The organism is Leptospira mayottensis 200901116 (assembly GCF_000306675.2).
GTDB lineage: Bacteria > Spirochaetota > Leptospiria > Leptospirales > Leptospiraceae > Leptospira > Leptospira mayottensis.
The window spans coordinates 1535001-1555178 of sequence record NZ_CP024871.1; the positions used below are offsets into that span (position 1 = coordinate 1535001).

General features: G+C 39.9%; 17 protein-coding genes and 2 pseudogenes (1 of these 19 cut by a window edge). 11 read left to right on the plus strand and 8 right to left on the minus strand.

What is annotated here, in order from left to right; genetic code table 11:
- On the plus strand, window positions 1–1633 hold the 3' portion of the coding sequence (locus LEP1GSC190_RS06825) for a hypothetical protein (protein ID WP_002762060.1). The gene continues 317 nt to the left of window position 1, outside the view; 1633 of the gene's 1950 nt are visible here — the last part of the coding sequence; the start codon falls outside the window, past its left edge; it ends in the stop codon at window positions 1631–1633.
- A gap of 158 nt (window positions 1634–1791) precedes the next feature.
- On the opposite strand, the gene LEP1GSC190_RS06830 is transcribed toward LEP1GSC190_RS06825, so the two are convergent.
- The 3 genes from LEP1GSC190_RS06830 to LEP1GSC190_RS06840 form a co-directional block, all read right to left on the minus strand.
- Window positions 1792–2310 (minus strand): LIC_12238 family plasminogen-binding lipoprotein, encoded by a 519-nt coding sequence (locus tag LEP1GSC190_RS06830; protein ID WP_002762120.1) that lies wholly within the window; start codon window positions 2308–2310, stop codon window positions 1792–1794.
- The gene (locus LEP1GSC190_RS06835) at window positions 2307–2498 is read right to left on the minus strand and encodes a hypothetical protein (protein ID WP_002762129.1); all 192 of its coding nucleotides are present in this window, start codon (window positions 2496–2498) and stop codon (window positions 2307–2309) included. Before LEP1GSC190_RS06835 ends, LEP1GSC190_RS06830 begins: the two co-directional genes overlap by 4 nt.
- 566 nt (window positions 2499–3064) lie before the next feature.
- On the minus strand, window positions 3065–3505 hold the full coding sequence (locus LEP1GSC190_RS06840) for a CBS domain-containing protein (protein WP_002632856.1): 441 nt from the start codon (window positions 3503–3505) through the stop codon (window positions 3065–3067).
- Window positions 3506–3909: 404 nt separating this feature from the next.
- On the opposite strand from LEP1GSC190_RS06840, the gene LEP1GSC190_RS06845 reads away from it, so the two are divergent.
- The 4 genes and pseudogenes from LEP1GSC190_RS06845 (at window position 3910) to LEP1GSC190_RS06855 (ending at window position 8480) form a co-directional block, all read left to right on the plus strand.
- Window positions 3910–5385, plus strand: coding sequence for an ATP-binding response regulator (locus LEP1GSC190_RS06845; RefSeq protein ID WP_002762179.1), 1476 nt, complete (start codon window positions 3910–3912; stop codon window positions 5383–5385).
- Between the two features lie 247 nt (window positions 5386–5632).
- Window positions 5633–5760: pseudogene (locus tag LEP1GSC190_RS21005) on the plus strand (IS3 family transposase); the annotation flags it as partial.
- 284 nt (window positions 5761–6044) lie between these two features.
- Window positions 6045–7100 carry a class I fructose-bisphosphate aldolase gene (locus LEP1GSC190_RS06850; RefSeq protein ID WP_004280913.1) on the plus strand — a complete coding sequence of 352 codons (1056 nt, stop codon included), beginning with the start codon at window positions 6045–6047 and terminating at the stop codon, window positions 7098–7100.
- Between the two features lie 399 nt (window positions 7101–7499).
- Entirely contained in the window at window positions 7500–8480 is a 981-nt protein-coding gene (locus LEP1GSC190_RS06855; protein ID WP_002762198.1) for a cysteine synthase A, read from the plus strand.
- A 340-nt stretch (window positions 8481–8820) separates the two neighbouring features.
- Here LEP1GSC190_RS06855 and LEP1GSC190_RS06860 read toward each other — a convergent pair whose 3' ends face one another.
- Window positions 8821–9825 carry an LA_0442/LA_0875 N-terminal domain-containing protein gene (locus LEP1GSC190_RS06860; protein WP_004280117.1) on the minus strand — a complete coding sequence of 335 codons (1005 nt, stop codon included), beginning with the start codon at window positions 9823–9825 and terminating at the stop codon, window positions 8821–8823.
- 449 nt (window positions 9826–10274) lie between these two features.
- Here LEP1GSC190_RS06860 and LEP1GSC190_RS06865 point away from each other — a divergent pair, with 449 nt between their 5' ends.
- The gene (locus LEP1GSC190_RS06865; RefSeq protein WP_002762279.1) at window positions 10275–10547 is read left to right on the plus strand and encodes an LIC_11321 family protein; all 273 of its coding nucleotides are present in this window, start codon (window positions 10275–10277) and stop codon (window positions 10545–10547) included.
- A gap of 546 nt (window positions 10548–11093) precedes the next feature.
- A complete protein-coding gene (locus tag LEP1GSC190_RS06870; RefSeq protein WP_002762275.1) occupies window positions 11094–12896 on the plus strand; it encodes a methyl-accepting chemotaxis protein in 1803 nt (600 codons plus the stop codon).
- A gap of 170 nt (window positions 12897–13066) precedes the next feature.
- Here LEP1GSC190_RS06870 and LEP1GSC190_RS20730 read toward each other — a convergent pair.
- Window positions 13067–13714 (minus strand): annotated as a pseudogene (locus tag LEP1GSC190_RS20730) (histidine kinase dimerization/phosphoacceptor domain -containing protein); the annotation flags it as partial.
- 314 nt (window positions 13715–14028) lie between these two features.
- Between LEP1GSC190_RS20730 and LEP1GSC190_RS06885 the strand changes: the two are divergent.
- The 4 genes from LEP1GSC190_RS06885 to LEP1GSC190_RS06900 all read left to right on the plus strand — a co-directional run bounded on the left by LEP1GSC190_RS06885 (window position 14029) and on the right by LEP1GSC190_RS06900 (window position 18190).
- On the plus strand, window positions 14029–16041 hold the full coding sequence (locus LEP1GSC190_RS06885) for a right-handed parallel beta-helix repeat-containing protein (protein ID WP_002762248.1): 2013 nt from the start codon (window positions 14029–14031) through the stop codon (window positions 16039–16041).
- A 39-nt stretch (window positions 16042–16080) separates the two neighbouring features.
- Window positions 16081–16395, plus strand: a complete 315-nt coding sequence (locus LEP1GSC190_RS06890) for a PLDc N-terminal domain-containing protein (RefSeq protein ID WP_004280204.1) — start codon at window positions 16081–16083, stop codon at window positions 16393–16395.
- Window positions 16396–16401: 6 nt separating this feature from the next.
- Window positions 16402–17418, plus strand: coding sequence for a multicopper oxidase domain-containing protein (locus tag LEP1GSC190_RS06895; protein ID WP_002762221.1), 1017 nt, complete (start codon window positions 16402–16404; stop codon window positions 17416–17418).
- 175 nt (window positions 17419–17593) lie between these two features.
- A complete protein-coding gene (locus tag LEP1GSC190_RS06900; protein ID WP_002762145.1) occupies window positions 17594–18190 on the plus strand; it encodes an SCO family protein in 597 nt (198 codons plus the stop codon).
- A gap of 360 nt (window positions 18191–18550) precedes the next feature.
- On the opposite strand, the gene LEP1GSC190_RS06905 is transcribed toward LEP1GSC190_RS06900, so the two are convergent.
- The 3 genes from LEP1GSC190_RS06905 to LEP1GSC190_RS06915 form a co-directional block, all read right to left on the minus strand.
- Complete coding sequence (locus tag LEP1GSC190_RS06905; protein WP_002762216.1) at window positions 18551–18901, minus strand: DMT family protein; 351 nt, start codon at window positions 18899–18901, stop codon at window positions 18551–18553.
- 213 nt (window positions 18902–19114) lie between these two features.
- The gene (locus tag LEP1GSC190_RS06910; protein ID WP_002762168.1) at window positions 19115–19519 is read right to left on the minus strand and encodes an Hsp20/alpha crystallin family protein; all 405 of its coding nucleotides are present in this window, start codon (window positions 19517–19519) and stop codon (window positions 19115–19117) included.
- Window positions 19520–19539: 20 nt separating this feature from the next.
- Window positions 19540–19947 carry an Hsp20/alpha crystallin family protein gene (locus LEP1GSC190_RS06915; RefSeq protein ID WP_002762227.1) on the minus strand — a complete coding sequence of 136 codons (408 nt, stop codon included), beginning with the start codon at window positions 19945–19947 and terminating at the stop codon, window positions 19540–19542.
- Window positions 19948–20178 lie beyond the last annotated feature (231 nt).

Here is a 20178-nt window from a genome sequence, read left to right on the forward strand (position 1 = left end):
AAAACGCCTCGGAAAAATCTTCGACGAGAAGACGAACCGAAATACGATCCGTCTTTTAATTCTCGGCATGTTTGCCAAACTCACTCCTTCTAAAATGATGAGGGATTCTCCGATTTTATTTGAACTTCACATGCTTCTTTCGAAAGAATATGAAAAGAAGAAGCAGAACGCAAAGGCGATCGAATCCGCGCTTGCTGCGATTCGTTATAGAGACTTCAGTCATACCGAAAAGGAGTTCTTAGATGAAAGAAGGTTGGCTGAAATTTTCGATCCTGTCGAAAAACAAGCGGCTCTTTCCCATAGTAGGTCCCTAGAAAATTTAGAGAAGTCCAAAAAGGATCTTAAGGATTCTAAGGATTTCTTTCATCTTTTCGAAGCCAATTTGATGCGAGGGAAGGAAACAAAAATCATGGAACGAGACCCAAGTGGAAGAACTTTCGAAAGAACGTTAACCGCAAGTGAACTTCCTGCCTTTAAGGAAAAAATCGCTCAGTCTGAAAGCAATCTCAAAAATAAGGAAAAGGAATATAACGAATCCGGTTTCTACGAGAACTTTCGAAAGAAGAAGTCCAGGGAAGATGCAGATGTCGTTTATTATTTAGCTGGGCTTGTAAAACAAGCTGAAAGTGAAAATAAAGAGAGACTGAAAGTAGTGAATCAATTTGGAGCTGCGGGAACTGGGATTTTCGTTTTATTCGATTACAAGCGGAACACGGACTTTTATGCAACCGCCGCTCTTTGGGAACTCGCGACCAAACTTGACCCTACTATGAAGGAGCCTGTTCTAGATCTTGCTAAGGAACTCAAGGCTTCGGGGAAAAAGGCAAAAGCGGTTGATTTTTATAAAAGATATTTGGAGCTTTCTCTTGCGGAACGAACTGAAGAAAACAAGCTTGCGGAGATTTATTCTGCGATCGCTTCTCTTTATACCGAATTAAAGCAGAACGTTTTGGCTGCTTCCTTTTACGAACTGTATTACAAAGCGGAAACCGATCCCAAAAAGAAAAGCTCGTTTGCATATGAACTCGGTTCTTTTTTTGAAAATAGAACCGGTGATTTGGAACGGGCCGCTCTTTATTATGGAATCTGGCTCAAAAATCATCTAAATCCGGAAACTGAGAATCTTCCTTTTGCGGACACCTGTGAACTTCATCGTCAGGAATTTCTGGCGGAGTTCGGAATTTCGAAACTGTACTCGTATCGTAGAAAACGTCAGGAAGAGAAGGGCGCTTTAAAAGCAGCGATCCGTTCGTATGAACGTTTAAAGGAAATTTATAAAGTAGAAGAAAACAGAAACGCAATTTTAAAAAAAGAAACGCTCGCAATCAAAGGAAATCTTTTGGAAAAAACGGACGATTCGATCATGGCCCAGTATCGTCTGAAAGATTTGGATTTTCAGGAATCTACGAGTCGTCTCGGAGTCGTTCGAACAAAATTGAATTCTACGCCTGTGACTTTGGCAATGAAAAAGTTATCGATTCTCCTAGAAGAAGAAAAAGACTTCCTTTCCGCGAGAAAAATCTATGAAGACATTGTGAGGATCGGGAATCCGATCGAAATCAATCTTTCATTGATGAACATAGATCGAATCAATAAAATCTTGGAAGACGGAATTAAAAGAGAACCGTTTTGAAATGTCTTCCCGGGAAGCACTTCAACTTGAATCGAAGATATTGCTCTTTTCTCATAGAGTTTAAGGATATGGTTTTGGGATTTAAATTCGGATTTTTTTTAAGGTAAGATTTTAGGAACAAATTAAAATATGAATCATAATATTCGCGAATTTGTTTTTTACTTCATCGCTCTTTCGATGTCATTGTCCGATGGAGAGGGAATATCTTCTATATAAGGTATTTGCGTAGAACGAACTAAAAATTCAACCTCGTCAATCACGTCTCCTTCGTAAGCGATTTTGAGAAGATACTTTCCGGGAGTAAGTCCTTGAAAAGAACCTTCGATCGTCTTGGAAATTGGATTCGGTCTTTTTCGAAGAACGTCCATCTCATTGTATCCGAGTTGAAAGCGACTTAAACTTACATAAGTCACTGCAGTTTCTGGGACGGATCTAGAGAATCGGTAGATATAATAAATAGATTTGTCGTCGGGAAAAATCAGATTTTCTCTTGTGATAGTATATTCTCCGACGGTCATAATCTTCTTTTCAAGAATATTGAGCTTTTCCTCATCAAGTAAGGCCCAACCGAATTCTCCGGTAGGTTTAAAACAAGTCAGTGTCAGGCCGAAAATCAAAGAAAAAAGGAAAACTCTAAAAAGAACCGTAACTTTTTGGGAGACGGAAGCCGTTTTCATTTTTCTCCCAAAGAGTTAGAATCAATTACTCGAGCCTGGCTCGAAATGTCTTTTTCTTTTGGAATCGGGGAAACGTTTTTATAAAAAGTTCTCCAATGCGTATTGGGACGTTCTGTAGGGGTCGTAAAAAAGCGGGAAAGAAAACGATAAACCAGATAAGTCATCAGAATAAAAAGAATCAGTTTCATAATGTTTACGATTTGTTCAGGCCTAATTTTCTTTTTGAAAGGAGAAAATCCAAGATGAAACGGATTTGATTCGGTTCATCGACCTGTTTCTAATTTGACTTGGGTCTTGTTTCTTGCAATCGGAAAAAAAGGAAAAAATTTGCCGAATCGTATAAAATCAGTACCTTAGGCCTAACACTTCGGAAGGCATCCTATCTTCTAATGACTAGTTGCTATAAATCACCTCGAAAATAGTTTTCAACGTTATATAATGGTTTTTCGAAAGCAGATGAAATGTTTTTGAGATGGCTTCTAATATCTTGAAATATAGGATTTACATACTTTGGTAAGATTAAGATATGCAGTTTGATCGCGAGTTATTAAGATATTGGTTCTTTAGAATTTTTTAATGTTTTAAACTTTAATGTGTGAGATCTGTTTGGAAGAAATATAGTCTTTGAGAGAAAAATTCAAAAGTTCATCGTTTCAGCTGTCCGTTTTGAAACGAGATCGATTCGCGTTTGTTCGATTTGAGAGTTGATTTAGGTTCTAAATTTCTATTCTAAAATAAACTCTGAAAATTGACTCTAGATAAATCCGTTCTCGTTATACATATATTGTTTGAGATTTTTGTTTTCTTCCTCCGTTTTTTCAATCTTCGCTTTGACTGCGTCCCCTATCGAGACGATTCCGACTAAAAGTCCGTCTTCTAAAATAGGCATATGACGAATCCTTTTTTTGAGCATGATGGAAAGTAGTTCATCCACGTCGTCTTCCGGAGTCATTGTAGTCAAGGATGTGGACATCACTTCCGAAACCGATTTTTTAAAAAAGTCCAATCCCAACTCGGCTGAAAGGTGAAGAACGTCCCTCTCCGTAAAAATTCCTTTGAGTTTTCCTTCCGTTAAGATTATCACCGATCCGATATCGTATTTGGTCATAAACTTGACCGCATCCATCACCGAAGTTTCTGGTTCCACCGACAGAAGTTTTCGATCTTTTTTTGCCAGGATCTGTTTTATGTACATCACCGCCCTCCGTTTCGATTGTTATCCCACGATTTATTGACGTGTTCCTCAAAGAGATATGACACAATGTAATTCAAGTTCTTAGAATGTCCAGGATATTCGCTTGGTCCCGAGTTGCCGCTCCCTATTGTCGGCAACTCGTATGCTCGGAACCCACGAGGCAAAGCATAATACACCCTTCATTATTTTTTAGTCATCTCGAACGCATTTGTGAGAGCATTTTGTTGAGTTTGGATGCTCGCTATTATCCTAAGGGTTTTTGTATAAGGTTCAAGAATTTTTCAGCGAAGGGAATGAATATCTTTTGAATTCAAACCGCGTTCGGGATAGAATTATTGGATTGAGATTGAAAAAAAATTTCGATCTAAGTAGGGTATACTTTTTCTAAGGTTACACAGAGAAGAATGAACTCATCTGACATCAACCCTCCTTTTCCTTCCATCTTGATCGTGGATGACGAATGGCTGATTGCTTTTAATCTTCAAGTTGCCCTTCAAAAGTTAGGGTATCGAGTTGCTGGAATCGCAAGAACTGCGGAAGAGGCGTTGGAACTCGCGGAACGGACAAGACCGGATTTGATCCTCATGGATATTCGGATCGAGGGAGAATTGGATGGAATTCAAGCTGCGGAAAAAATCCAAAATAAGATGGATGTTCCTGTAATCTTTATGACCGCATTTGCAGATGAGGAAACTTTCAATCGTGCTGTAAGTAAAGCATCTTTGTACGGTTATATCTCAAAACCGTTTCAGCCCGCTTCCCTGAAGAATTCGATTGAGATCGCACTCAAACAACAAAGGAGATTCGGAAGGGCGCAGGAAGAAGGAAAGGAATTTAAGGACGTTATCCAAAACATCGGAGAGAGTGCAATTTCTCTGGATCGGGAAGGAAAAATTTTATTTATGAACCGGACTGCGGAGTATCTCACGGGTTGGGTTCTTTCCGAAGTTCATGGAAAAGATGGAGAGAGAGTCCTAAGGCTTTCTACGGACAGCGGTGAAAACATTCGAACTCGGATCGGAAGTGTAAACTCCGGTCATCTGAAATATATCCCGTCTTTGCTAACTCGTAAAGACGGAAGCCGCATTCAAGTTGCGTTTCGTGTTTCTCCTGTCAGAGATGAAGATGGGAATGTCGTAGGTTCCATCATTATGCTTTCGGAACTGATTTCGCTTTCTGTATCCGAAAAAGAGAAATCCGAAATGGAAAAGGTGATTCAATCCGAAAGAAGATTGGATTCGATTCAAAAACTTGCGGCCGGCCTTGCGCATGAGATCAATAATCCTTTGATGGGAATCATCAATTACGGACATATCATTCGAAATCACAAGGGAGGGGACGCCGACACGAAAAATTATGCACGTCTCATTATAGAACAGGGAGAAAGAATCGCAGCTATCATCCGTAATCTGATCCTGTTTTCTAAAAAAGATCCGGAACAACCGATGCAAACCAATATAAAACAACTTGTAAATTCCGTGGAAGATATGATCTCTGAAATGTTGAAGTCGCAAGAAATTCGATTGGAGAAACAAATTCCGGAAGACTTGGAAGTTTTCATCCGTCCGAATCAGATCCGAGAAGTTCTCTACAACATTCTTTATTATTATTCTGAAAATCAAAAGGAAACTCTGATTCATTTGAAAGCCGTTTTGGATTATGGAGATACTTCTTATCTGAAAATTTTAATTTCAGGAAAGTTGGATCTAAATCTAAATGAAGAAAGTAGATTTGAACCCTTTGAAAATTTTCGCTCAAACGACGCTCGGATCGGAATGGGGCTTTCGGTTTGTTACGGAATTCTACAAGCCAACCGAGGGCAACTTCTCCTCAAAAAATCGAATTTAGGTTGGGATTTTATCATTCAAATCCCCGTTTAAAGTAAGAGCCCGTCTTAAAAACTGTCTTCTGGATGTGGGAGTTCCTACAGATTACATCGTATTGGCGGTTTTTTCCTGTCGTTTAAAGATTGTAATAGCTCCAACATTTTTGTTAGACTCAAGCCGCCAGGGTTTGCTCCCTATGGGTCCAAGCGACAGGATTTCGAGATGGACTCTAAGTCCAAAATTCGACTCGGCAACACAATCCGTAGAGAAATGATACGTTTTGAGTTTGGTTTTCATTCGAACCAATTATTGTTCCAACGAAACTCGAAAGTATTTGTTCAGTAACAAAATTCGAAGGAACGATAGTGAAATAGAAATTGTTGAGACAACGCCAAATCCTTTTTTGGTTCTCTGAAAAGAAGAACGGAATAGAATTACTTTTTGATCTTATAAATGTATATTAGGCAGAGACTTCGTACTTAGCTTTGTGAACCCTGTTGAATTTGAAGAAAATACCACCTAAAAACGTATCCATTAAACGTAACGAAGCCAATACCAAGCCGACCTCGTTCTTTCTCATCAGGCAGAGCGATCAAATTTCGATCCCGGGAAACCTGCGTGGGTTGACTTTAAAGTCAACCAAAAGTGATGGAAAAACCAGGTGGAGTGAAAAAACCTGTATTCAACATTCAAATCGAGCAAGGAACTTAGGAATGATTGATAAAATCAAAGCCGCCCTGGGTGCAGAAGCGGACTCTCTTTTAAACCATACTTGTAAAACGATTCCAAAAGAATCTTTAAGCCTTCCCGGAGCCAATTACGTTGGCGAAGTTCTTTCCCAAAGCGACCGAAACAACAGTGTTCTCAGAAACTACCAAGCGATTCTGAATACAGGAAGACTCGCGGGAACCGGTTATACTTCTATTCTCCCCGTGGATCAGGGAATTGAACACAGCGCGGGAGCTTCTTTTGCGAAAAATCCGGCTTATTTCGATCCGGAAAATATCGTAAAACTGGCGATCGAAGGGGGTTGCAATGCGGTCGCTTCCACTCTCGGAGTTTTAGGGCTCGTTTCTAGAAAATATGCACACAAGATTCCGTTTATCGTAAAGATCAACCACAACGAGCTTCTTTCGTATCCCAACAAGTTCGACCAGATTCTGTTCGCAAATGTAGAGCAGGCGTTTGACATGGGAGCAGCTGCGGTCGGAGCCACGATCTATTTCGGGTCGGAAGAATCTTCCCGTCAAATTCAAGAAATTTCCGATGCATTTCACAGAGCACACGAGCTTGGACTTGTCACCATTCTTTGGGCTTATTTGAGAAACGATTCGTTCAAGCCAGATAAAATTGATTATCATCTTGCTACTGACCTTACCGGACAGGCCAATCACTTGGGTGCAACGATTCAAGCGGATATTGTAAAACAAAAGCTTCCTGAAGTTTTTGCGGGTGGTTTTAAGGATTTGAAATTCGGTAAAAAAGACGATAGGATGTACACCCAGTTAACTGCTGACAACCCGATTGATATGGCAAGATACCAAGTGGCAAACTGCTACATGGGAAAAGTGGGTCTTATCAATTCCGGCGGTGCTTCCGGTGATAATGACCTCTCCGACGCGGTAAAAGCGGCGGTCGTAAATAAAAGAGCGGGTGGAATGGGACTCATTTCAGGAAGAAAAGCGTTCCAAAAATCGATGAAAGACGGAATTGCTCTTCTAAACGCGATCCAAGACGTTTATCTTTCCAAAGACGTTACCATCGCTTAAAAATCAGGATCCGAAGTTTAAGTCGGAACCGTTCAAAGGGATACTCCGCGAATGATGCGGAGTATTTCATTTTAGTTAGAATCCATCCCAAAACCCGTCGAGCGCCAATAGAAGCGAGACGCTCAAGTTTTTATTGTTGTTCGGTTTGCGTTGATAATTCCTACATTCTAAAGTTTTGGAATAGATTTAAAGATCGGATTTTTATTTGGAGGCAAACGATCACCTGCAAGGGACAGTGATGAGTCGTGATCTTACTTGTAAGTTATGGTCTATTTGATTTAGAACTTGTGACGATAATTCGTTTGTCTAATTCGGCTTTTGCTTGCAAGTACTCCGTTCTTTGAACTTCACGCTTTAAAACTTGATGGTATAAAATTTACAGGATGAGAAGTAAATGCTATGAACATTAAAAAAGATTTTTCCGATGCGGTAGGAAATACACCGCTCATTTTACTTCGTAGTTTCAGCGAGAAAACCGGTTGTAACATCTATGGAAAAGCAGAGTTCTTAAATCCGGGAGGTTCCGTTAAGGATCGGGCCGCTCTTTTTATCGTGGAAGACTATGAAAGAAAAGGACTTCTGAAGGCCGGAGGAACGGTGGTGGAGGGAACCGCAGGAAATACAGGAATTGGGCTTACTCATATTTGTAACTCGAAGGGCTATAAAACGTTAATTATTATTCCGGATACACAGTCTAGGGAAAAAATCGATCTCTTACGAACTTTGGGCGCGGAAGTGAAAACCGTTCCGGCCGTTCCTTATAAGGATCCGAATAACTACGTAAAGGTTTCGGGTAGAATCGCTCAAGAGATGGACAACGCGGTTTGGGCCAATCAATTCGATAACCTTGCCAATCGAGAAGCACACTATAAAACCACAGGCCCAGAGATTTGGAAACAAACAGAAGGAAAGTTAGATGCATGGGTCACTTCTCTCGGAACTGGAGGAACTTACGCAGGAGTTTCTTTATTTTTAAAGGAAAAAAATTCCAAGATCAAAACCGTGGTCGCCGACCCGTACGGATCGGGAATTTATAATTTCGTAAAGAAAGGTGAGGTTTTTGCGGAAGGTAGTTCCTTTACCGAGGGGATTGGAAACGGAAGGATTACCGAAAACATGAAAGGGGCACCTATGGACGATGCGGTTCGAATCACGGATGAGGAGTGTCTGAAAGTCGTTTATCAACTTCTTTATAAGGATGGACTTTTTTTAGGAGGTTCGTCCGGAATCAATGTGGCCGCCGCAGTACAACTCGCTACAGAACTCGGACCCGGTCATACTATTGTTACGGTGCTATGCGATTCCGGAGCTAGATACCAGTCTCGAATTTTTAATCCGGAATGGTTGGTGTCGAAAGGTCATTTTGTTCCTAAGTTTTGAATTTGTACTTCTTTTGAAACAAGGAAGTTTTATCCGTAAATCTTGATTTTTTGAAATTTTCATCTTTGAAGTATGGGCCCATAGCCAACCTCACAAGTTGAGAATTGGAATTGCGATCCCCGCGGTAGGGATCAAAGCGGGATCGATCCATTGCAAATCTGCAATTTTTTAAAAAAGAGAATCATTCCCAATGGATCGACCGGAGCCCGGTTTCGGAGAAGGAAAAACAGATGATATTTTTTGAATATACTAAAATATCAAAATTAGGAAGTGTTTTTTCTCCGAAAACCGCCCAAACAATCCTTAGAAAATGCGCGAATATGAGTTTCCCCAAATAACACTAGTAAGAGAGTGTATAAAGGATTTGACCACCGATATCGATACTTTTCGTTCCGCCTGTAATTTCCTTAGAAACCAGAGGATTTCCTCGAATTCCAAAACCCTCTGAAACGGTTTCACCCGTAGGAGTTTGAATTAGATTATTTTGTGCCCAAGTTTTTCCGGTAAAATAAGCATGTGTTAGCTGAATGAGATAGATTCCGATTGTAACTGCGGCGGCAGTATGTTTTGCATTTTTATAATTTCCCTCGTCTGAACGGATCGAGTTAAGCGAATTAGAGTTTTTGAAAGCGTTGAGTTGGAAAATAAAATTTAAATTCGAACTGGAAGAAGAATTGGGAGTGAGGAGGAGATCGGTCGTAAATTGTTGTTCTATGATCTTTTCGATCTTCTTATCGTAAGCTTTTGCTCTATCTTTTTCAGCTGCGTCCAACCCGAAATAGGAAAGTAAAGAAACGAAAAACAGAGTGGAATACGTCATGCCCCACCCACTTCGTTTCATCGCGCTATGACCCCAACCAGGAAGAATCGCGGATTTCCAAACGGGTTCCCACGGATTTCTTTTCGCAGTAATATAGTTTTCCCAATCTCCGTCTCTTTCTTCCAGATATTTTTCCAATAACAACAGACGTTTCTGAACGATTTTATAACTATTCTCTTTAATCATCTGTTCGAGATAAATAGTATCGAGTTGTTCTTCCTTATCGCTTTTTTTGCCTTCTTTGTTCAGTTTCTTTTTTTCTGTTTCGATGATTTTGGCGATTTCCTGCTCATCTTTAATTTCCTTGAAAATGATCTTAAGAATTTTAGATTTCCCTAGTTTTCCCCTTTTCCCGTCCCGAATGATGGTTACCGTTTCTGCATCTTGATCAATCACGGTCGCATAGGCCCGTTCTCCTGATTTGAAAAGGATCGTTTCCGCAAAAATCCAACTAGGTGATAGAAAAATAAAAATTAAGAATTTGTACTTGATAACGTTTTTAAAAGAATGGGTAAAAAATTTCATAAGAATAAGGTTCCTGAGAATTTAAATTAATGCTTCAGTATTGGTAAAAGAATGAGAATTGCAATTTATTTCCGAATTCAATCGATTTTATTTGATTAAAAATCGAATCGTTTGTCCTAAAACCGGACGCTTTGTAGATTTTTATTCAGATTTTGGGGCAAATTTTAAACTTTAAAATGAAATAAAAAAATGAAACCTAGATCCGTTAGTCAATTTTCTCATGTAGAAATTTCATTCCAATGAAATCGGGTTATATCATTTTTATTTTTCCCTTGGGAATCTTTGAAGCGCGCTTTGATTTTGGAGCCTAAAACGAAGTCTCGGGTTTAAATATGATTACGCCCGGATTTATAAAAAAAATACAAAATCCGTTTAGCCTGAGACTAAGGATGGAATTTTAAAAAAGAAGATTTGAAATCATTGCACTTTGATTTTATGGTGATCCTACAATGAAAAGAAAATCGAATTTTAAAAGATGGATGACGTCATTGAGCATTCTTATTTTTTGCGGAATTTTATTTGCAAAAGAATCGGAAACGCCAGAAAAAAATCCGGCTACTTCTTCCAAACCAACTGCTCAAGGATGTTGCAGAATTAAAATGGCCGGTGGCGGATACGACTACTTTGTTAGCACAGAAGAAGACTGCGTCTCTCATAAACAATTTCATTCTTTTCTAAAAGAAAGGACGCTTTGTTTTGAATCCTTTCCGGAACAATTTTAAACGAGAATAGAACGGGGCCGCAAAAATCTTATTTGAAAATATAATATACTAAGAACTCCTACAATTTCAAACCGTAATAAAGACAAAGACGCGCGAAAACCTATAAACCGTTAATACGACTAACTCCTTCATTTAGAGAACCGAAGAAGTTTTGGGACAAGTTAAGCGCTCTCTAAATAGCGCGGGTTCGATACAAGGAATTCGTTTTATAAAATTTCAACCGTTTAAAGGTGTTCGGTTGAAATTGTGATTACCCGTTCATGATCGGTTACGACCTCTTTTTGAAAAAAGATAAAAAAAATCACATATTTATAAAATGACTTATGCGATGGTCTTCTGTGATTTCTTTTTAGCGTAATTTCAAAACATACTTTGAGATTTTAAAATGTAATTTTATGTTTCAAGAGCGAAAAAATAATTTCCAGAAAATTCTGTTCTTTCATAGTAGCGGAAAAACAATTCAGCCGATGACTATCATTCGCGTATAAAAAAGATTCCCTTCGAACGATTAGTTTCAATTTTAAAGTTAGAGTTAGAGTTAGAGTTATGAATCAATTGGAATCTAAAAAGTTACGATGGAAATTAACTGTCGGTCTGGAATTGCTGACTTCAATTATGGCAGTTCCTTTGGCGGTTTTGTTTGTGATTTCTGCGGGAGGTTACGATTTCAGCCAGTCTATTGGATTGATCGTTTCCGCTACGATCTCTTTGTACACTTCATTTGTGGTGCCTTCCATCCGTTTTGTAATCCTTGGGCGACTTTTAAAAAACTTAGAGGATAAAAATTGGTTTATTTTAAATTCCAAAGAAAAATCCGAAATCAAAACGAAAATTCTCAATTTTCCTCTCTATAATTCTTGGTTTTACGTGATCCAATGGAGCTACGGAATATTTGCGGCGTGGGGAATTATGCACTTGTTTTTCGTTCCAAAATCAATCGAATCAATTCCATTTGCTTTTCTTCCGGTGATCATCTATCCGGTTTTAGGGGTTTCTCATTTCTTTTTAACGGAATCTATTCTTGTGCTTCTTTTGGAATCTGATCGGTTGAGAGAGGTCCATACCGATCCTGGAAAAATAAGGACCGTGGGCGCCCACGCCAGAATTTTCAGCACAATCTTAGCGATCGCCGTTCTTCCGATTATCATTTTAGGTTATCTGTTATTCGAAGAAACTTCCGGCTGGATTGAATTGGGAGATGTTACGATTCCATTGATTCTTACTTTGGCGTTTATGTTGATTGCCGTCGGAGTTGCTTCGTATTTACTTTCTTCCACGATTCGAAGAAATTCAGAAAACATGATTCAAATTTTCGCAAAAATGTCGGACGGAAATTTGACTCAATTTCTTCCTACCGTTTCCAGCGACGAGTTGGGTTCTAATACCAGAGCCTTAAATGAATTTGTTAAGCGACTTCGTATTATCGTGAAAAGAGTGACGAGGGAGGCGGATAAACTTTCCGAAAGTTCTAAAACTTTAGGTGAAAATACAAGCGAGTTGTCGAGGAAGATGGGAGATCAGACCGCTTCTTCAGAGGAGATGGCTTCGGCGGTCGAAAAAATTTCTACTTTGATTCATTCCACCGCTTCTCGGGCGGAAAGTCAAACCTTGATCGCTAAAAGAGCACAAACTTCTCTCGCGGAATTGGAAGGAAGAATTCATCAGGTTCATTCCGCTCTTGTGGAAACCAAAGTGGACGCGGATCGAATGAAAGGCGAAACTAAAAGCGGCGAAGAAGCTTTGAAAGGAACTCAAAAAGCGATGGAAGCTATTGATGAAAGTACCGCAAAGATGGGAGCCACAGTGAATGTGATCAAAGAAATCACGGATCGAATCGGTCTTCTTTCTTTGAACGCTTCGATTGAGGCCGCAAGAGCGGGCGACTCCGGAAAAGGTTTTGCGATTGTGGCGCAAGAAATTGCAAAATTAGGGGAGCAAACTCAAGAGAATGCTAAGAGAATCACTTCCGCAATTTCCGAAGCTTTGAACGCCACAAAAAGCGGTAGGGAAGTGATCGAATCCATGCAGACTGTTTTTCAAAGAATAGGAGGTACTGTTGGCGCAACTCTCGATCGAATTTCCGAAGTGGCGTTACTTGCCGACTCTCAATTAACCGCGAGCGAACAGGTAAAATTAGCGTTTACCGAATTTTCTACTTCTTCCAATGAAATTAGAAACCATACTCAAGAACAAACTCGAACTTCCGAAGAGTTCTCAAAAACAATCGTTTCGATTTCAGAAACGACCGAGTTTCTAGGTTGTGTAGTCACCCAGATCGACGGACTATCTGTTCAGCTAAACAAACAGGCGGATAAACTGAAATCGGAGATGGATTTCTTTGAGGCTTGACATGTTCCTTAAGGACTAAAAAGGGGTTTAGGCATATCGAGTTTTTTGAATTAAGAGAATATAAATTGTATATTCAAAAAGTGATATGTAGTCGGTGTGATTCGAATGTTTTATAAAACCCAGTTTTTTCGTAAAAATAACCTGTGAATACTTTTGTCGTTTGGACCTTAAGAGAGAAAAGGGTGTTCCACTAAAGAACCGATATAGTCCTTTGCGTAGATGAATTGTAGGAATTTTTTAGGAATAAGCAATCCTTAAACTATTCCCATTGCCTAAATTGGATTCATCGCGGTTTCGATCGCTTTTTTAGTCGGTTCCGACTTTGTTTTTTGTTGTTTTAAGTTCATCGTTTCGAGAATCAACTGGATGTTATTTTTCATCCTATGTTTGAATTTCTCGAAAGCAAGTTTCCTTCTCGCTCAAAGCTTCGTAAGTTCCGATTCGGTAGCTAGCCGTGCGAATTGCGATCTGATTCTGAAACTTTTTATTCGTCTTCTTTTGGATAAGAATGAGTTCTTTTTGTTTTTTAATTCCAAAGAAGCCCTATACCTCGTGTAAAATCAACAGCCCATCCAAGGACAAGAAAAATAAAGCTTAGATCTGTAAAATTGGTTAGGCATAATAAAAGAAACCATTATGAAAAGAAATGCAGAAATATCTAAAATAACCACTTCTCCGAGCTTTTGTTACTAGGTTAAATACACGCTCAGGATATAAGATTAAAAAACCAAAACAGGAAGTGAAAATCAAAAGAACGTGAATGATATTTCTTTTCCAGGCGTTTGGTGTGTGGATTTTGGAGAGAAGAATTCTTTCAAACGGGAAACAAAGCTTTTAGTTGTTTCATATTATTCTTGAAGATTCGTATCTTTTTGATCATAAGAGAATCAATGTTTTAATTCGGCTTTGGAAAAGTCGTTTGCATCTTATTTTTATCTTGAGTTTTTTAGAATATGTGAGCAGATGCTCATTATTTCTAAAAGAAAGGGTTTAAGGCCATTTATAGATCGAAGAGATTTATTTTTTACCGTACAATCTTTCCGGATCGGTCGCAAATATGTGATCTTATTCAGAGCAATTCTTCGATCCAGTATACAATAAAATTCCAAAGAGCCCGGGGAGTTCATCAAAAATGAAAGAGTCAGGTTTCGAAATCAAAAAAGTGTTTATCTTGCTTTTGTTTGGAATTTCAATGGGCATCCTTATTTCCGTTTGTTCTGGGGAAAAGAAAGATGGGATCGAAGGTTTTGCTCACGTATTGATGATTGATAATTCTTTTTCTCCACCGATGCAGAGAATTCCAGTCGGAGGAGTCATTGAGTTTGTTAATTCGGGAAACAACCCGCATAACGCGATCGCTGTGGATAAAAATTGGTCCACGGAAAAATCCTTTGGAAATATCGTCATGCCTCGCGGTTCCAAAACTAAGGTTACCTTTCCGAAAGAAGGAGTATTTCCTTATTTTTGTTCTTTTCACGCGACTTCAGACGGTAAGAATGGAATGGTCGGGGATGTCGTAGTGGGAAATGCTTCCTATAACCCCGCCGCTAAATCTGGCAAATCCTGGAAGAACGTCGCCCAATTTTCTGGAATCACACGTAAAGTTCCTTCCTCCTATCCTACAATTCAGAATGCCGTGGACGCTGCAAATCCGGGTGATCTCATTCTGATTAGCGAGGGCGTTTATTTGGAGGAGATTACCGTTACTACACCTTCTCTAACAATCCGAGGCGTGGATCGCAATAAGGTCATTATCGACGGTCAGTTTCAAAGGGGAAACGGGATTATGGTCGTTGCGGCGGACGGAGTTGTGATCGAAAATATGACTGCCAGAAATGCTACGTTGAACGGTTTTTATTGGACCGGAGTAAAGGGTTTCAGAGGTTCTTACTTAACTGCACATAATAATGGGGACTATGGAATTTATGCGTTTGACTCGGTAAACGGTGTGATCGAACATTCCTACGCATCCGGTTCTCCCGATTCCGGAATTTATATCGGTCAGTGTTATCCCTGTAAGGCGATTCTTTACGACGTCGTTTCAGAACACAACGCTCTTGGTTATTCCGGAACGAATTCTGGTGGTGAACTTTATCTCATCAGTTCCGTTTGGAAGAATAACATCGTGGGAGTTGCTCCGAACACTCTTGATAGGGAACTTCTTCCTCCTGAAAGAGAAACCACCATCATAGGAAACTTAATCTATAATAACAATAATCCTAAGGCTCCGATTGCGGCTTTAGAATATCCTTCCTTTGGAAACGGCATTTTGATTGCGGGGGGAATTTCAAACATCATCCGCAAGAACGTAGTAATCAATCATGAGAACAACGGGATTGTAATCCTTCCTAATCTGGACGAAAACTTTTGGATTTCGCATAACAACGTAGTTCGGGATAATATCGTTTACAATTCGACAAGAGCGGATATCGCTCTTGTCGGGCCGATGAGCACTGGAAACTGTTTTTCCGGAAACGAATACAGGACTGAACTTCCTGTATTTTTGGAGAAATGGAACGGTTGCGATTCTTTTCTTAGACTTCCAATGGGCGGAGATCTTTCCATGATGCTCGGCGCTCTTGGATTGATGGTACAAGCTTCCGACGGAAATTTTCCTTCCGGAAATTATAAGGAACAACCGATTCCAGGTCCTCAAATAAATATGCCTAATGCAAGCGCCGCTCCGGTGAGACCTGCGTTAACCGCTTTTGAGGATTTCAATCTGGATTTGGATAAAATTACTCTTCCGGAAGAAACTGAAAAAATTTTGAAATCGATCCCAAGAAAACCTTCCCCATCGACCGGTGCGATCACTCTGGTAAAACCGAGAAGTCTTTTTCCGTTTTTTTATCATTGGTTGGGATTTTTACTTCCGTTTGCAATTTATATCTGCTGGACTTCCATGTCTCTATTCGATCTTAAGGATAGAATAGATTTGGATCGGAACAAAAAGTTTTCCTGGATCGCCGCGATCACTCTGATTCCGATTTTGAGTTCTGGGATTTATCTTCTTGGAGGGGGGAGTAAATATCCGAACTGGTTCAAAAGGACCTTGGTTTTGGGAGGATTTGTAGCGTTCTTTCTGCTTTTGGTTTACACTGGAATTTCTCTGATGAACGGCATTGGAACGAAAACAATAGGTTAATAATTTTAGAATATTCGAAAGTTTTTATAGGAGAAAGATATGGAACAAGCTGTCGTCGGTGGACCTGGTTTTTTAGCTTTATTATTCAATTTTTACGGGTACTACTTTCCGTTCATCCTCTATACTCTTTTAGCGCCTTTGGCACTTGTGGATCTCGTAAAAAGAGAGGACGTGGATTCCAAGATCGGTTCGATATGGACCGGGGCGATTCTTCTGATTCCGGTTATAGGAGCTGGAGCGTATCTCGTTGCGGGAGGATCTAAGGTTCCTACTTGGTTGAGAAATACTCTCGTTTACGGGGGAGTGGGGTTTTTGGCGCTGATTATTCTTGTCACATCGGTCGCTAAATTCTAAAAGAAATTGAATCGCAAGCAGTTTCTCAAGTGGATCGGGATCGGAGGAGCCGGTTTAGCGGCTGGAGCCGGGATTAGTTCTGTCGGTGAAAAAGATGGAAATGGAGGTTTGCTCTGTAAAGTTCGACCTGGAGTCATAGGGGTCAATCGGGAAACCTCGATCCCGGGAAATCCTGGAAGTAATTCTTACGGGAGCATGTTGCATCCTCCCTTTCAAGTCGACCCGGATTTCTTAAATCGGATGGAGTTAAAAAATTTGGAAGTTTCTTCCGATCCGATTTTAAAACAACATTTGAGCATTGTAGAAATGCCTTTGACGGTTGCACATAACACAGTCGTCGAGGCTTGGACTTTTAACGGAGTTGTTCCCGGACCAATCGTTCGAGCCAAACTTGGACAGAAGATGGAGATCACTTTAAGAAACGACTCTGAACATTCTCATTCGATTCATTTTCACGGAAGCCACGATCCTAACGAAGATGGTTGGGAACCGGTCGTAACCGGCGGGGAAAAAACTTATAAACTTACCGCTGGACCGATCGGATTTCATCCGTATCACTGTCATGTTCCTCCACTTGCGAGTCACATGGCAAAAGGGCTTTACGGAGGTTTGATCGTGGATCCTCCCGGGGGACGTCCGTTTGCTCACGAGTTTATGTTGATTCTTTCCGGGTGGGATCTTAAAGACAAAGGAAGAAATGATATCTTCTGTTGGAACGGGATGGCAGGTTTTTATGATCGATATCCGATTAAGGTTCCAGTCGGGCAAAAGGTTCGTCTTTATATCGCGAACATGTGCGAATACGAACCCGTTGCATCTTTTCACTTACACGCTCAAACTTTTGATGTATTTCGAACTGGAACAAGGTTGATTCCGGACGATCATACGGATGTTGTAACTCTCGGGCAAACGGAACGAGTGATCCTTGAATTTACACTTCCCAAAAGGGGGAGGTATATGTTTCATCCCCATCAAACGGAGATGGCGAGGAATGGGGCCATGGGTTGGATCGTCGCGATATAACTTAATGTGAGTAACCAATGTGGAATCTCAAGAACTCAACAAAAAGTTTTTTGAATGTATAGGCCCGTAAAGACGGTATTTACCGTGTGACTTTTTAGATCGAAAGCGATTTATTTCTATTTTTTACGCGGACTCAAGTTAATAAAATGGCGTATAACGTATTTAGGTGAAAGTTTTGAAGGAAAGAATTCTTTTTGTAGTTATTTTATTTTTTGGAATCGGTATAGGTTTTTTCGGTTGGAAGATATGGAAATCCGGGTCGGTTAGGATTCAAGAACCTGTTTTTGTGGAAGAATGGTCTAAGGCTGTTTTGAGGAACGCTCAAAACCTGGAAATTCCTTTAAACAAAATCCCAGGCAAACTCAAACTAGTCTATTTTGGATTTTCACATTGTCCGGACATGTGCCCAAGAGCGTTGATGGATATGTCTTTGGCTATTAAGGAACTAGGAGAGGAGGGAAAGAATCTGACACCTGTATTTATCAGCGTGGATCCGGAGAGGGATTCTCCCGAGTTACTTGCAAAATATGTAAAACAGTTTCCTGAAGAAAGATTGATCGCTTTGACGGGGGAAAAAACGAATCTTGATTCTTTGCAGAATGCATTCGGAGTTGTGTCTAAAAAAGTCAGTGCGCCTCAGTTGCAAGGAGGATATACGGTGGACCACACTGTGTTTATTTATGTTTTAGACGATCAAAGTAGAATTCTAATGACTTTTCCCGGAGGGACGGACGGGAAAACTCTTGCGGAAGGGATTCGGAAATTTCTTTGAGACTTGGCGATAACGCTTGTATTTTTTCTTTCTAGATGTGCATAGTCGGATCATTTTAGTATAAATTGAATTGAAACAAGAGGAGTTTTTTGGAGCGTGAATCCTTTTACAAATCTACTTTAATAAAAGAATATTATACTTGTCTTATTAAGTAAAATGGATATTTGCCGTATGACAGAATAAACTCAGTTTTTTGATAAGAAAATTTTTAGGGGTCGGTTGAAATAAAGCTTCCCAAAATAAGAGCAGAAGCTTTGGAAAAGTTCTTAGCGTAGAAATGCAAGATCTGTAGAATATTCAGAGAAATGAGTATGGATTTCAAACGAATTCATGGATGTAAATTGGTCGATGTTGTAAAGTTCAGCGAGGAGGGATCTTGTCGTAAAACGCAAAACCAACCGCTGCTAAAATTAAAAGAAAACTCACTGTATGATTCCACCTGATCTTTTCCTTTAAAATCAAGGAAGCAAATAAGATGAAAATGGAGATTGTGATAACCTCTTGTAGAATCTTAAGTTGAAAGGCGCTGTAACCTTCTTCTCCGTAACCGATTTGATTGGCAGGAACCATCAAGATATATTCGAAAAGGGCGATTCCCCAGCTGAGTAAAATTGTTAAAGGAAGACTCCATCCGTGGAAGAATTTTAAATGACCATACCAAGCGAAGGTCATAAATAGATTGGAGCAAACGAGAAGAAAGAAAGTTTTCATAAAAGAATAAAAATTTACAGAGCTATAGATAGGCAATTCGGATTTGGGAAAAAGAACCCCGAAAGACTCGGGGTTTTAAATATGGGCCTTAGACTCCAGGTAGTGTAACTTGTTACGACAAAAGAAGGAATTCTAAGTAGTTTGTATTTCTTTATAAAATTCGAAAAAGTAAGATTCCGCCGGTGAACTTACAAAAAAAACCGGCACCGACGATTACTCGGAACGTACCTCTATCTTTTTCGTGAGTGGTTTTCTTTTAGGGAGAGTCAGGTTTAAGACCCCATTTTTATAAATCGCCGAAATCTGGTCTTCCTCTATGGATTCGGCGAGAGTGAAGGTCCTTTTGTATTCTCCCGTGCGAAATTCCGAATATTTGAGTTCTCCGGAAATATTTTTCCTGGAAGTTTTTCCGGAAATGGTCAGTTGGTCCTTTTCCAACTGCACTTGAACGTCTTTTTCTTCCACGCCCGGAAGATCCGCGAGCAGATAGATATTTTCTTCGTCGGAGTAGACGTCCACTCTCGGAGTGAGGATTCTTACCCTTTCTTTTTTGACTTCCTGAGAAGAGTGATCCTCGGGAGCGGTACGGTTTTCTTGATTCAGAACTGCGTTTGTCATAGTGTGGTTCTCCTAAAAAATTACTTAGTTTGAATTTGGATTTTGCGAGGTTTCACGCTTTCCCGAATGGGAAGTGTGAGAACTAACACTCCGTTTTTAAATTCTGCATTTGCTTTTTCCGAATCGACTTCCGTAGGAAGTTCCAGTGTTCTATGGAATTTTCCATGGAATCTTTCTGCACGATTTACCCCTTGGGTGGATTTTGGCGCGCTTTCCCCATTGAAATGCAGCTGATTTCCACTTATGGTAATCTCCAAATTCTCCGGTTCGATTCCTGGTATGAGTGCGGTAACCGTCACTGCATCGACTCCTTTGTGGATATTCAAAGCTGGATAGGCACTTCCGCCGTGGAGTAAAAACGGGTCCCAAAGGCCGGAAAACTGATTCTGTAGTTTATGGAGATCTTCAAAGATTCTAAATTCATTCATGGTGTTTGATACCTCTTTTGGCAATCTAAAACTTAGAGTGCTAAAATGTTAAAAAAGTTCCAGTATTTTTTTAAAAAATTAGCAATCTTTTTTATCAAGTGCCAGGGTGAAGAAAAGAGAATGAAACTATGAAATCCGGTGATTTTTTGTATAAAAAGTCAAAGTCCGTGGATTTAAAAGCCGATGTCCCGATTGGATGTGATCTGAAATGGAATTGTCTGAATTCTTCCG